General features: G+C 52.9%; 10 protein-coding genes. 1 reads left to right on the forward strand and 9 read right to left on the reverse strand.

Annotated elements, in window-relative coordinates; translation table 11 throughout:
* Nucleotides 1–10: 10 nt before the first annotated feature.
* From MKZ07_RS16460 to lonB, 9 genes are all read right to left on the reverse strand, one after another.
* The gene (locus MKZ07_RS16460; RefSeq protein ID WP_341026595.1) at nucleotides 11–1843 is read right to left on the reverse strand and encodes a polysaccharide biosynthesis protein; all 1833 of its coding nucleotides are present in this window, start codon (nucleotides 1841–1843) and stop codon (nucleotides 11–13) included.
* A 41-nt stretch (nucleotides 1844–1884) separates the two neighbouring features.
* Entirely contained in the window at nucleotides 1885–2571 is a 687-nt protein-coding gene (locus MKZ07_RS16465) for a CpsD/CapB family tyrosine-protein kinase (protein WP_036697555.1), read from the reverse strand.
* Complete coding sequence (locus MKZ07_RS16470; RefSeq protein WP_084649006.1) at nucleotides 2552–3328, reverse strand: YveK family protein; 777 nt, start codon at nucleotides 3326–3328, stop codon at nucleotides 2552–2554. Before MKZ07_RS16470 ends, MKZ07_RS16465 begins: the two co-directional genes overlap by 20 nt.
* Before the next feature lie 98 nt (nucleotides 3329–3426).
* Nucleotides 3427–5445, reverse strand: a complete 2019-nt coding sequence (locus MKZ07_RS16475; RefSeq protein WP_341026601.1) for an S-layer homology domain-containing protein — start codon at nucleotides 5443–5445, stop codon at nucleotides 3427–3429.
* A gap of 92 nt (nucleotides 5446–5537) precedes the next feature.
* A complete protein-coding gene (locus MKZ07_RS16480; protein WP_341026603.1) occupies nucleotides 5538–6320 on the reverse strand; it encodes a tyrosine-protein phosphatase in 783 nt (260 codons plus the stop codon).
* 101 nt (nucleotides 6321–6421) lie between these two features.
* Nucleotides 6422–7009 (reverse strand): non-ribosomal peptide synthetase module, encoded by a 588-nt coding sequence (locus MKZ07_RS16485; RefSeq protein WP_341026607.1) that lies wholly within the window; start codon nucleotides 7007–7009, stop codon nucleotides 6422–6424.
* 30 nt (nucleotides 7010–7039) lie between these two features.
* Nucleotides 7040–7705, reverse strand: coding sequence for a ribosome biogenesis GTP-binding protein YihA/YsxC (gene yihA / locus MKZ07_RS16490; protein WP_036697566.1), 666 nt, complete (start codon nucleotides 7703–7705; stop codon nucleotides 7040–7042).
* Between the two features lie 12 nt (nucleotides 7706–7717).
* A complete protein-coding gene (gene lon, locus MKZ07_RS16495; protein ID WP_051493829.1) occupies nucleotides 7718–10111 on the reverse strand; it encodes an endopeptidase La in 2394 nt (797 codons plus the stop codon).
* Nucleotides 10112–10345: 234 nt separating this feature from the next.
* Nucleotides 10346–12055 carry an ATP-dependent protease LonB gene (lonB, locus tag MKZ07_RS16500; protein ID WP_036697567.1) on the reverse strand — a complete coding sequence of 570 codons (1710 nt, stop codon included), beginning with the start codon at nucleotides 12053–12055 and terminating at the stop codon, nucleotides 10346–10348.
* Nucleotides 12056–12243: 188 nt separating this feature from the next.
* On the opposite strand from lonB, the gene MKZ07_RS16505 reads away from it, so the two are divergent.
* Nucleotides 12244–13707 (forward strand): spore germination protein, encoded by a 1464-nt coding sequence (locus tag MKZ07_RS16505; RefSeq protein ID WP_076159897.1) that lies wholly within the window; start codon nucleotides 12244–12246, stop codon nucleotides 13705–13707.
* Nucleotides 13708–13725: the final 18 nt, after the last annotated feature.

Below are 13725 nucleotides of genomic sequence, written 5' to 3' on the forward strand. Positions count from 1 at the left end.
ACATCTCTAATTAGCTAATGGCTGCCTGGATGACTGGCTGCATCGGTACGATCTGGTTAATCACTTCGCGGATGGCTTCCGCATCTTCAGTGACAACCCGTTCCAACCGTTTGAATTCAAGCTCCATCTGGCTCCGGGTGAAGACGTTAGGTCTGCCGATGAAGATCCGGTCATGCTGAGTGGAACCCAGGTTCTCCTCATCGGTCAATAGTTCTTCATACAGCTTCTCGCCTTCACGGATGCCTGAGAAGGTGATGTCGATGTCCTTGTAAGGCTCGTAACCGGACAGTGTGATTAAGTCCTCGGCCAGAGCCAGGATCTTAACCGGCGCTCCCATATCCAGGACGAATACTTCTCCGCCATTCGCGAAGGAGCCGGACTGGATCACCAGTTGAACCGCCTCGGGAATCGTCATGAAGTAACGGACCATCTCGGGATGCGTTACGGTGACCGGCCCACCGGCGGCAATCTGCGACTTGAAGGCGGGAATGACACTGCCCCGGCTGCCTAATACGTTACCGAAGCGTACCGCAGAGAACTTGGTAGGACTTGCTACATTGAGACTCTGCACATACATCTCGGCAATCCGCTTCGTGGCCCCCATGACGCTAGTCGGGTTCACGGCCTTGTCGGAGGAGATCATCACGAAGCGCTCTGCGCCATACATGTCTGCACAGTCGGCTACATTGCGGGTCCCGAAGACATTATTCTTGATCGCTTCGGAAGGGTTGCGCTCCATCAGAGGAACGTGCTTATGTGCTGCCGCATGAAAGACCACCTGCGGCTTATAGCTCTGGAATACATCTATTAACCGGGTGCGGTCCTGAACGTCAGCAATTAAGGTCACGATCTCCAGATAAGGGAAGCTCTTGCGCAGTTCCATCTCAATCGTATAGATACTGTTCTCGCCATGTCCCAGAATCATCAGCTTGTCCGGTGCAAAGGGAGCTATCTGGCGGCACAGCTCTGATCCGATAGAACCGCCTGCGCCCGTAACCAGTACGGTCTTGTTATGAACATAGCCCAGAATACTGTTCATGTCTGCAACAATCGGCTCACGGCCCAGAAGGTCCTCTACGCTAACATCGCGGAGCTTCTTGACGGAAATCTTGCCTGCGATCAGGTCATTCAGAGCCGGTATAATCTTCAGCTTCGCGCCTGTAGCCTTGGCCAGATTAATAATCTCGGATATTTCTGTTCTGGAGACCGAGGGCATCGCGATAATAATCTCGTGAATCTGCTTCTCCTTCACAATCCGTGGAATGTCATAACGGTTACCCAATACAGGCACACCCAGAATGGACAGGTGATATTTATCTGCGCTGTCATCGATGAATCCAACCAGCCGGGTGCTCGCGAAGGAAGGTCCTGTCAGTTCTTTGGCAATCAGGATTCCGCAATCTCCAGCCCCGACAATAAGCGTATGAAGCTCGGTATTCTTGTTGTTGCTCCGGTCACTGCGGAAGACTCTCCAGAAGAAGCGGACTCCCCCAACCAGCAGCAGAACCGTCTCCATCGACCGGACTTCTATGCTGAATGGCACGCGTTCGGGCAAGATAATATAAGCGGCAGCATAAGATAATACTGCTCCTACTACAATAGCTTTGAGAACTGATATAATCTCGTTAATACTGGCATATTGCCACATTCTGCGGTAGAGTCCGAAGTAGACCAGGCTTCCCCCGACGGCCACCGTGGAGATTACGCCGAACACGATCATCTGTACCACATATTCCGGCGGAATCTCATTGTAGAACCGGAACAGGTAGGACGTCACGATGCTGAACCATATGATCGCAATATCGATCATGAATAATACCAACACTCTTGTTTTCGCTGTCATTTTCAGTGCCTCCAAAAATAACAATTTATCTATTAAACAATTCAATTGCCATAGTAGTAATAGTAGTAGCCTTCACTGGCCTTGCGCTTCACGTTGTTAAGAACCACGCCCAGCATCTTGGCCCCGACCCGGTCCAGATTTGCCTTCGCCTTAGCGGCAATATCACGCTTCACCTTACCGTAGCTGACCACCATGATTACGCCGTCACTCTTGGAGGCCACAATCTGCGCATCTGTAACGGCCAGTAGCGGCGGAGTATCAATCAGAATCACATCATATAACTGGCGCAGCTCCTGCAGCACCGCACTCATCCGGTTGGAGGCCATCATCTCCGCAGGATTCGGAGGAATCGGGCCAGATGTCATCAGATACAGGTTGTTCACACCGGATTCCTGAATCACCTCAGACAGATTCGCCTGCTGCGAGAGCAAGGAGGACAACCCATACCGGTTACTCAGGGAAAAAGTCTTATGTGCTGTAGGCTTGCGCAAGTCACCATCGATTAGCAGCACCTTCTTATCCGCTTGCGCGTAAGCAGCGGCCAGGTTGGCAGTAACGGTTGACTTTCCTTCCTCCGGTCCGGAAGAAGTGACCATAATAATCTGGATCTGTTCATCTACAGAGGAGAAATCAATGTTCGTGCGCAGTGCCCGAAAGGCTTCGGATACCGGCGAACGCGGGTTGGTCACGGTGATCAGATGGCGTTGTTTATTTGGCTGCTGTGACATGCTCGAGTTCCCCCGCCTTTCTGCTCTGTGTCTGAGTCTGCTGCCCGGTGGTCTTGGTTTCTTCCTGGCCCAGCCGGGTAATCATGGCTATAGTCGGAAGTCCGAGGTATTTCTTAATGTCGTCTTCTGTCTTCAGCGTATCATCGAGATACTCCAGCAGGAAGGCAATCCCCAGGCCGATCATCAGGGATACGATAAAAGCAATGGCGAGGTTCATGACCACATTCGGCTCTACCGGTCCGGGTGCAACTGGCGGATTAAGCTTGGCTTCGTTGAGGATGGACACATTCTGTACGTTGAACAAGGACGGAATCTCCTGCTTAAATACAAGTGATATGGCATTCACGATCTCTGCGGCTCTCTGGTATGAATTATCTCGAACGACAAGTGTCATCACCTGCGTATTATTTACGGAACTCACGTTAACCTTCTTCAGCATTTCCTCTGCCGTAATCCCGAATTGCGGATAATTCTTGGCCACAACATCAAGGATCGCCGGAGTCTTAATAATTTCCTTGTACGTATTGATCAGCTGAATGTTGGTATTAATCTGATTCAGGTCCAGCTGCGCTGCCGTAGCTTGGGTAGGCGTCTGATTAACAATGATCTTCGTTGAAGCTTCATAGACCGGATTCTTGATATATAAGCTGTAGATCCCGGCAAGAACACAAGCCACGATAACAATGCTGATAATCATCCACAGTCTCTTCCTGACAATCTGGAAATAATCGCGCAAATCCAATTCTTGTGCTGACAAGTGCATTTCCCTCCAAGCTGTAAATTCTTATACCCTATATCCTAAAAAAGTGCCTCCTCTCTAAACGACGAGAGGAGGCTCTCCACAATACTATTTACTTACTTGAAGTTGATCGTACGGTAGATAATCACTGCAGCTTCAGCGCGTGTAGCTGTGTTGTTAGGGTTAAACTTGCCGGCGTTGCCGATAACCAGGTTATTGCTGGCAGCGAAGGCTACTCCGTCTTTCAGAGAAGCAGCGATCTTGCCTGCATCAGAGAACTTGCTCAGGGAGCTGACATTCGTTGCAGCTTCCGGCTTCTGCGACTTCACGGCACGGGCAATCATCGTTGCCATTTCGGCGCGCGTAATCGTTGCATTAGGATCGAACTGGGCTGCACTGCGTCCAGTAATGATTCCCTTCTCAGCAGCAACAGCTACATAAGGAGCATACCAGGCAGTGGAGCTTACATCGCCGAAGCTCTGCTTCGCGGAGTTGTTCTCCAGGTTCAGTGCGCGGATCAGCATCTTGGAGAATTCTGCACGGGTCACATTGCTCTTCGGAGCAAAGTTGCCGTTGCCTACGCCTTCAATAGCGCCCTTGGCTGCTACGACTGAGATCTGTCTTCCAGCCCAAGCTTGAACACTGGCAACATCCTTGAAGCTGACTTTGTTCTCCAGTACAGCGTAGGAAGAGAAGCTGTCACGCGGTTCAGTGATGTGATCACCGTCTACAACACCACCCTGGTATTGCAGTGCGCCGTAAACTACCTTCGCAACGGACAGCAGTTCGCGGTCAATGCCTTCTGTATTCTTAAGCGGCAGCTTGATGATGATTGGCTGCTTGAAGGTGGATGTAACCACACCGCCCACAGTCAATTCGAAGTCGTATACGCTCGAAGTCAGCTTATTGCTGGACAGGGAAGTTACGGTTGTATCTGCTACAGTGGAAGTAGTCAGTGTAATAGCTTCACTGAACTGTCCTACTGGAATCGTTACGGTTAAGCCGTTGAAGGTAATTGCAATGTTGGCAATACCTTTCGCCTTGGCTGCTTCGATGATTGCTTTGGACAATGGTACTTCTACTGTTGCCGCGTTCACTGTACCCAGGTTCAGGGTAAGCGTAAGACCAGTCTTACCGGCATTAGCTGCAACCAGTGCATCAAAGGCTTTCAGTACGTCAGCATCTACCAGCTTCAAGGTTGCTTTGTTGCCTGCAATCGTTACCAGCTTGGATACATCGTAGATTCCTGGTGTAGCTGTAGGGTTCGTAACTGGAGTTGTTACTGTGCCGCCACCGCCACCGCCAGTGCTGCCACCAGGGGTTCCAGGATTAGGTGTTACAGGCTCGTTAATGTAAGCTCTAACATAAGCTGAAGCAAGAGCCATCATTGCTGGCTTCGCTGTTGGGATTGTATCCTTCAGGTTCTTCAGACTGCGCTTAATATCTCCAGGAGTAATGTTAAGGTTGTACAATACCTGGCTTACGGTCAGACCACCTTCAACTGTGTTGTGGTTCAGCACCTTGGTAATAGCTTCATCCAGCAATTTATTCAGAGCATCATCAGTGCTGGAAGCATTAGCGATCAGGTTCAACAAATCAGTTGCGGACTTATTGCTGATCATTGCGCGAAGTTCAGCTTCAACGCCTTTGTCACCGAACAGGAATTCAGTGAAGTCGTCAGCTGTAAGATTAGATACGTCAGCCTTAGCTGCAATCTTCTTCAGCAAGGCAACGTTGTCCAGATTGTAGCGGATTTCCTTAATTGCAGTGTAATTCTTGTCATACACATCGTAGACTACACTGGATACACTCGTGAAAGCTTTATGGGCAGTTGCAAGATCTTCATTATTCAATTTAAGCTTAGAAAGTACTGGTTGGAAGATCTGTTCGAACTTCTCAGCGCTAAGATTGCCCGCTTCCTGCTCATAAGCAAGCAATGCTTGTCTCTCTTTCTCTGTCAGCTGAGCATAAATCTTCTCAACCTTCGCCTTCACATCTGCCTGCGATACTGCTGCTGCGGAAGCTGTACTCACTCCAAAATGTTCAGCCAGCCCCTTGCTGCTGAACGGGAATCCGGCAACGGATGCCGCTGCCATGCTTACTGCTAGTGTAGATACTGCTAGTTTTTTCTTCAAAGTCACTTGTCATCCACCTCTTTGTATGTATTTGAATTAATAATAGTGCAAGAATCCAGTAATACCCATTCTACCATTAATGACACATAAGGTCACCCCTTACGAGAAAAAAATCCGAACAATCTATGAAGTTTGCTGTTAGATTGAATAGAATTAACTCGATTAATCTCCTTATTTGCAAGGATATCGCGCGCATTTTGTAGAAAAAAGTCGACTGACTCTGCTCCTAATTCCCGCTGAACCACCCCGTAAGCCTCGCTTAATCCAAAGGGACGGTGAAGAGAATCATGCGCATCTGATGCAATAATATGCACGGCATGCTGCCGGCATAATTCGAGCGACAGCTTCTGCAGCTTACTCCCGAAGACGCCCGCGATACTCTGTGCGGTTACCTGTCCAAGAGCCCCAAGCTCAATTAACCGCAGCAGCTTGGACGGATCGGCAGCAACCTCCGCATTGCGCTCCGGGTGGGCAATAACCGGCACCATTCCCTGGATGACCAGCTCATGGCAGGTCTCTTCCATCGTGCGGGGTACCCGTGAAGAGGGCATCTCCAGCAAGATATACCGGGAACCCGCAAGCGTCAACAGTTGTCCGCGCTCCAGATCATCGAGCAGTTCTCCGTAGATCCGGATCTCCTGCCCCGGCAGCACGACCAGCGGATTGCCTGCCTCCTGCAGCTTCGCATTCAGCAACCGCACCGCCGCTTCAATCTCCGGGGCCGGATTCATGTAGACTCCGTTCGCATGGTGGGGGGTAGCTATTACAGTTGTAATACCATCGTTATGGGCGTCAAGCGCCATGGCAAGAGCGGCGTCGTAATCAGCGGCTCCGTCATCCATGAAGGGTAGAATGTGGCTATGGATATCTATCATATGTTGTTTATCGGTCCTTTCGTAGAGGATATGTATAGTTTTCGCAAAAAAATACAACCATTTCACTAGGAAATGATTGCCATATTTTAAAACAATATCACCTACGCTTCCAGTCGGAACAGCCGGCCAGCCGCCTCTGCAAGTCTCTCATCTACTTCGTTAATCACTGCCTCTTGCTGACTACGGTTGCGCATATCGAGCAGTCTATCAATCTCTTGACGGAGCTTCTCAATCTCACCTTCTACGCTCTGACGCTTGTAGACAGCCAGCATCTCTGCCACTGAATATTTATGCTGATAGATCAGCTTGGTGCCTTCCGGCCTCACTTCCGAGATCCGGCGCACCGAACCGCCTTCATAGTAATACATCATCGTTAGGTCCTTATAAATCCGGTTTACGGTCCCCGTGCCCTTATACATGAAGAATAATTTGCGGACTGCATTAATCAGATGAGGATTCACCACCCTGCAGGTCAAGGAACCCATATAGATGCCACCTTTGCGTTCAAATGACAGATGAACCTCCTCACCTCCGGCCTCCTCCAGCACAATCTCCTGTTCGCCCGCGCCCAATACCTTCACACGGTGACTGATATAGCTGGTATCTGCTGTCTGCAGGAACTGGTTCAGCTGAAATTCGGTCATTTGCATCGTTGCATTCACATATTCCATCGCCAGACGCTGAGCCATAAACATCCCTCAATTCTTAATGACAAACCCTTAAGTCTCGGAAGGCGCTTCGTGCTGCGGTTCATCCCCGGAATTCGGATCATCCGGTTCTGCCGGAAGCTCTTCTTCGGTGGGTAGAGTATGTCTATCTATAAGTTCCCATAATTCGTCTTTGCCAAGTCCAATCTCTGATGAATACGCAATGAAGCTGTCTCCCGGCAGCACACCGAGTTCTTGCTTCATGATCTTAATATGCTTCGGCCAGCGGGTCTTCGGAATTTTGTCCGCTTTGGTGGCCACTACGCAGAGCGGCAGATCGTAGTGCTTCAGCCAGTCGAACATCATTTTGTCATTGGCCGTCGGCGGGTGGCGCAGATCTACGATAAGCAGGACCATCTTCAGCGTCTCGCGCTCTGCCATGTACTTTTCGACCATTTTGCCCCAGGAGGCGCGTTGTGTCTTCGAGACCTTGGCATAGCCATAGCCCGGGAAGTCAACGAAATACATGCTCTCATTCACACGATAATAGTTCATATGCTGCGTCTTGCCCGGTGTAGAACTGGTACGGGCCAGATTCTTGCGGTTAATCATCCGGTTGATCAGAGAAGACTTCCCTACATTGGAGCGCCCTGCCAGAGCAATCTCCGGCAAGGCATCCACAGGGTATTGGTCAGGGCCTACGGCACTGATAATAAATTCGGAGCTAATAACTTTCATAGGACTTCCTTTCTAATGCACACTACTCGGCGCTTCAATGCTTATTTCTGTGTCTGAGTCTGAATCGGTGTTGATGCCTTCTTCATGATCTACGAGCGCGTGCTTCAGTACCTGATCCATATGGGATACCGGCACGAACTCGACATCACTAAGGACACTCTCAGGAATATCCTTGAGGTCGCGTTCATTGTCCTTCGGGATAAGAATCTTCTTGTAGCCTGCACGGTGGGCTGCCAGCGATTTCTCCTTAAGACCTCCGATAGGCAATACGCGTCCGCGCAGCGTGATCTCACCGGTCATAGCAACATGCTTGGAGACATAACGCTTGGTGAGCGCAGAGATCAGCGCCGTGGCGATTGTAATCCCTGCGGACGGGCCGTCCTTGGGAATGGCACCTTCGGGAATATGGATGTGAATATCGTTCTTCTCGTGAAAATCAGGAGCAAGCCCCAGCTCCTCCGCCTTCGAGCGGGTATAGCTGAAGGCGGCCTGCGCCGACTCCTTCATTACATCGCCGAGCTGTCCGGTCAGCGTCAGCTTCCCGGTGCCCTGGACCACCGTGACTTCAATCAGCAGCGTATCGCCGCCAACCTCTGTCCAGGCCAGCCCGGTAACGGTACCGATCTGATCCTCCAGCTCTGCCATTCCATAGCGGTACTTGGAGGCTCCCAGGTAATCCTTGATCTCTTCTGGAAGAATGCTGACGCGCTCCTTCTCTTCGGAGACGATCTGCTTCGCCGCCTTACGGCAAAGGGCCGCAATCTGCTGCTCCAGATTCCGCACCCCGGATTCGCGGGTGTACTCGCGCACCATCTTCAGCAGCGTATCATCTCCGATGGACAGCTGCTCTTCCGCAAGGCCGTGGCTCTTGCGCTGCTTCGGCAGCAGATAACGGCTGGCAATCTCCAGCTTCTCCAGCTCCGTATAGCCGGGAATGAACAGCATCTCCATCCGGTCCAGCAGCGGACGCGGGATGTTATGCACGGCATTCGCCGTAGTGACGAACATGACATTCGACAAGTCGAACGGCAGCTCTACGAAGTGATCGCTGAACGTATTGTTCTGTTCCGGGTCCAGCACCTCCAGCAGGGCCGCCGACGGATCGCCGCGGAAGTCCGCTGCCATCTTATCGATCTCATCCAGCAGGAAGACCGGATTAATGCTGCCTGCCGTCTTCATTCCCTGGATGATCCGGCCCGGCATTGCGCCGACATACGTACGGCGGTGACCCCGGATCTCGGCTTCATCCCGCACGCCGCCCAGCGAAATGCGGACGAACTTGCGGTTCAGGGAGCGGGCGATGGAGCGGGCGAGCGAGGTTTTGCCGACGCCCGGAGGACCTACCAGACACAGAATCGGTCCTTTCAGACCCTTGACCAGCTTCTGCACGGCCAGGTATTCCAGCACCCGTTCCTTCGGCTTCTCCAGACCATAATGGTCTGCGTCCAGCACTTCTTCTGCCTTACGGATATCCAGATCATCTTCCGTAGCTTCGCTCCAGGGCAGACCGAGCAGCCAATCCACATAGTTGCGGATGACGCTGCCTTCGGCCGAGCTTGCCGGCATTTTCTCCAGCCGGTCGATTTCCTTCAGGATCTTCTCCTGCACCCGCTCCGGCAGGTTCTTCTCTTCCATCTGAGCGCGCAGCTCATCAGCTTCGCCGGCCCGGCCTTCCTTCTCGCCAAGCTCCTTCTGGATCGCTTTCATCTGCTCGCGCAGGTAATACTCCTTCTGGGTCTTCTCCATCTGCTTCTTCACGCGCTGGCTGATCTTGCGTTCGAGTTCCAGCACTTCGCGCTCATTATTGAGGATATCGAGCAGCTTCTCCAGACGCTTGCTGACGTCAATGGTCTCCAGGATCTCCTGTTTGTCCTTGATCTTCAGCGCCAGATGACTGGTGATAACATCCGCCAGCCGCCCGGGCTCCTCGATATCGGAGACCGCAGCGAGTGTCTCTGGCGTTACTTTTTTGGACAAAGTGATGTAGTGTTCGAACTGGCTCAGCACGCTGCGCATCAGGGCATCGCTCTCCTGGTCCACATCCTCCTGCTCCGGCAGCTCACGCGCCATCACCTCATAGTACTCTTCGTTGTCCGTATAATGAATAATCTCGGCCCGCTCTACGCCTTCCACCAGCACACGGATCGTGCCGTTGGGGAGCTTCAGCATCTGCCGCACATTCGCCACCGTACCTACGCGGAATATATCCTCTTGCCCCGGCTCTTCAATATTAACTTCCGACTGGGAGCAGAGGAGAATCAGATTATCTTCAACCATAGCTTTCTCTAGTGCCCGGACGGACTTCTCACGGCCTACATCCAGATGCAGAACCATACTGGGATATACAAGAAGACCTCTAAGCGGTAATAAAGGAAAACGACGACCTTTGGATTTATTTTGTATCATCGCTTTCGCACCTCCCATGGTTCATAAGTAGTGTCATATGCATTCATTCTAACAAAAGCCGCATGAAAACACCAACAACCCGTGTCCGCAATTGGCGTTATTGGCATGCTCACCCATCGGTATGTAGTATTCGCTGAACATTCGTGTCCTATGCCGCTGCTCTCCCTTCTTCATCCAGTCAAAAAAATCCCCCGGCGCTTGCCCGCCAGGGGATTCCTTCACACTGTGCCTGTCTTACCCAGGCATACTCTCGCCCGAAGCATCCGCCTTCAGAAGTGAAGGCGCTGAAGAGAAGGTCTCGCCAGATACGGCGGGCATTCTGATGTCTGCCGTATCCGTGCCGAACAGGTGGCGGAACACTTCCTCCACCGTGTCCACCGGAATCACCCGCAGCGCGCCGAGATCGGCGAACAGCGACTGCCAGTTCTCCTTCGGGATCAGCACGGTCGTTGCTCCCGCCTGGAAGGCAGCCTCCACCTTGGCGACCACGCCGCCGACCGGCTTCACCCGGCCATGGATGCCGACCTCCCCGGTGATTGCCACCGTGTTGTCCACCGGCAGGTGCCGGATGGCAGAGACGATGGCCACCGCCATGGCCACCCCGGCGGACGGGCCGTCAATCGGCGTCCCTCCGGGGAAGTTAATGTGCAGGTCATACTTGTCCGGCTCCAGCTTCATGGAGCGCAGGACGGTCAGCACATTCTCGATGGAGCCCCGGGCCATGCTCTTGCGACGCACAGTCCGCGAGCCGCCGCGTGTCTCCTCTTCATCGACTACCCCGGTGATATTCAGCCTGCCCGGCCCGTTAAGGGCGGGCGCGGCTGAGACCTCAATCTCCAGCAGCGTGCCCATGCCGGGCCCGTAGACGGCAAGGCCATTGACCAGTCCGACCTGCGGAGCGGAAGGGATTTTGCGCTCCGTCCGCAGCGGCAGCTGGCTGCTGCTGGCGACCCATTCCACTTCCGCAGCGCTAAGTGTGTCCCGGCCTTCGGTCAGCGCAAGACCCGCAGCCAGCTGAATCATATTTACAGCCTCACGGCCGTTCGTAGCATACTGCTGCACGACCTCCACCGCTTCGGGGCTTGGCTTCAGCCCGATCTTCTGAACGGCATCCCGTCCGATCACGGCAATCTCCTCCGGCAGCAGCGGACGGAAATAAATCTCCATGCAGCGCGAACGCAGCGCAGGCGAGATCTCATCCGGCGACCGTGTCGTGGCTCCGACCAGCCGGAAATCGGCAGGCAAGCCATTTTGGAAGATATCATGAATATACGCTGGTGTATTACTGTCCTCCGAGTTGTAATAGGCGCTCTCCAGCAGCACCTTACGGTCTTCCAGCACCTTCAGCAGCTTGTTCATCTGAATGGGATGCAGCTCGCCAATCTCATCGAGGAAGAGAATTCCCCCATGTGCCTTGGTTACTGCGCCCGGCTTCGGCTGCGGGACTCCCGCCACACCCATGGCCCCCGCTCCCTGATAGATCGGATCATGCACGGACCCGATTAGCGGATCGGCAATTCCGCGCTCGTCGAAGCGCGCCGTAGTGGCATCGATCTCGGTGAATTTGGCGTCACGCTTGAACGGCGACAACGCATTCTTCTTCGCTTCCTCCATAACCACCCTCGCCGCTGCCGTCTTGCCCACACCCGGAGGCCCGTAGATAATCACATGCTGCGGATTGGCACTGCACAGCGCGGCCTTCAAGGCGCGCAGCCCGTCCTTCTGTCCGACGATATCGTCGATAGAGGCGGGGCGTGTCTTTTCTGAGAGCGGCTTGGTCAGTGAGATCATCCGCATCTTCCGCAACTTATCCAGCTCCTTGCGCGATTCCCGGTCCACCGCCGTCTTGTTCGTCTTCTGTCCCCGCAGCAGATTCCAAAAATAAACGCCGATGACCAGCGCGAAAAAGAGCTGCACGACCATCAGCAATATACTTAGTTCCATAGGTCACCCTCCTGTATCCTTCCGTCTGCCTATTCTGTATTCAGCTACTACTAGGTAGTATAGCCGTTTCAGACATTCGTAAACTCCCGCAACAAAAAAACCGGATCCCATTCTCCTTCCGCACTCATAGATTGCATAGGATTTCCACAAACGGAAAGACTATACCGGATGACTGGAGGCGAATGACCATGACACAGATGTATAATACTGTAAATACACAGGAGAAGCTGCCGCAATCCCTGTCCGCCATATTAGAAGGACTACAAAGCCGCCTGGGCAAAAGCACAGATATCATCTACCGGTTCATCACCCTCGGCCCTTCGTCCGCTGTAATTGTATTCATTGAAGGACTCGCAGATCCGCAGGAGATGATCCAGGCCATTCACGAGGATTCCAGTCTGTATCAACAGTTCAGCCAGCCTCAGCCAGAGAGCTGTCTGAAGCTGCTGCAGGAACGGACGCTCTCCCTCGGTAAGGTCGGGGAGGTCAGTAATTACACGGAGGTAGAACGCGAGCTGCTCGCCGGTAACTCGATCCTCATCATTGACGGAGCTCCGAAGGCGCTGTCTGCCGGAACGGAAGCGCTGAAGCAGCGGGCAGTGGAGGATGCCGGCTCACAATCCGTTGTAAGGGGGCCGCGTGAAGGCTTCACGGAATCCCTGCGTGAGAATACCGCCCTGATCCGGCGGAGAATCCAGAACCCGAAGCTGCGCATTGAAGAGAGAACCCTCGGGGAACAGACGCAGACGAATGTAGCTGTAATGTATATAGAAGGCAATGTAGATCCCGGGGTGCTGACCCAGCTGCGCAGACGGCTGGATGAGGCCAAGCTGGACAGTGTACTGGAGAGCAATTATATCGAGGAGATGATTCAGGACCCGCAATACAGCCCTTTTCCGACGGTCTATAACACGGAACGCCCGGATTCCGCCGCATCAGCACTGCTGGAAGGACGGATCACTATCCTGGTTGAGGGTACGCCGTTTGTGCTCATCGTTCCTGCCTTGTTCGTACAGTTCTTCCAATCCAGTGAGGATTACTATCAGCGGAGCGATTTTGCCAGTCTGGTCCGCATCCTCCGTTATTTCTGCTTCACTGTAGCACTGCTGACCCCGGCCTTTTATATTGCGATCACCACCTTCCATCAGGAGATGATTCCGACGACCCTGCTGGTCAGTCTGATCGGGCAGCGTGAAGGCATTCCGTTCCCGGCATTTCTCGAAGCCTTCCTGATGGAGATCACCTTCGAGATTCTGCGTGAGGCCGGTATCCGCCTGCCCAAATCAATGGGCCAGTCCGTATCTATCGTAGGTACTCTGGTTATTGGCCAGGCTGCGGTGGATGCAGGGCTAGTCTCGGCTGCTATGGTCATCGTCGTCTCCATTACAGCCATATCCAACTTCGCCCTTCCCGCCTTCAACATCGGGATCTCGGTACGGATTCTGCGCTTCGTGATGATGGGGATTGGCGCTTCCTTCGGCCTATACGGGATTGTTGTCGCTTTGATTATTCTGGGTCTCCACTTATGCAGCCTGGAATCCGTAGGTGTTCCTTACATGACTTCATTCGCCCCCTGGCAGTGGCTTAGCCAGAAGGATAGCCTCATAAGGCTATCAAGACGCAATATGAAGAAGTATACCGGGCATAACTGACAGAGAGGAGCAACCTAC

The organism is Paenibacillus sp. FSL P4-0338 (assembly GCF_038002365.1).
In the GTDB taxonomy this organism is placed as follows: Bacteria; Bacillota; Bacilli; order Paenibacillales; family Paenibacillaceae; genus Paenibacillus_AQ.

Bases quoted from the DNA above. Each gene is read 5' to 3' on its own strand.
- MKZ07_RS16480 (WP_341026603.1), bottom strand. From the start codon at position 6,320: ATGATAGATATCCATAGCCACATTCTACCCTTCATGGATGACGGAGCC.
- MKZ07_RS16505 (WP_076159897.1), top strand. From the start codon at position 12,244: ATGACACAGATGTATAATACTGTAAATACACAGGAGAAGCTGCCGCAA.
- lonB (WP_036697567.1), bottom strand. From the start codon at position 12,055: ATGGAACTAAGTATATTGCTGATGGTCGTGCAGCTCTTTTTCGCGCTG.
- MKZ07_RS16485 (WP_341026607.1), bottom strand. From the start codon at position 7,009: ATGGCTCAGCGTCTGGCGATGGAATATGTGAATGCAACGATGCAAATG.
- yihA (WP_036697566.1), bottom strand. From the start codon at position 7,705: ATGAAAGTTATTAGCTCCGAATTTATTATCAGTGCCGTAGGCCCTGAC.
- lon (WP_051493829.1), bottom strand. From the start codon at position 10,111: ATGATACAAAATAAATCCAAAGGTCGTCGTTTTCCTTTATTACCGCTT.
- MKZ07_RS16465 (WP_036697555.1), bottom strand. From the start codon at position 2,571: ATGTCACAGCAGCCAAATAAACAACGCCATCTGATCACCGTGACCAAC.
- MKZ07_RS16460 (WP_341026595.1), bottom strand. From the start codon at position 1,843: ATGACAGCGAAAACAAGAGTGTTGGTATTATTCATGATCGATATTGCG.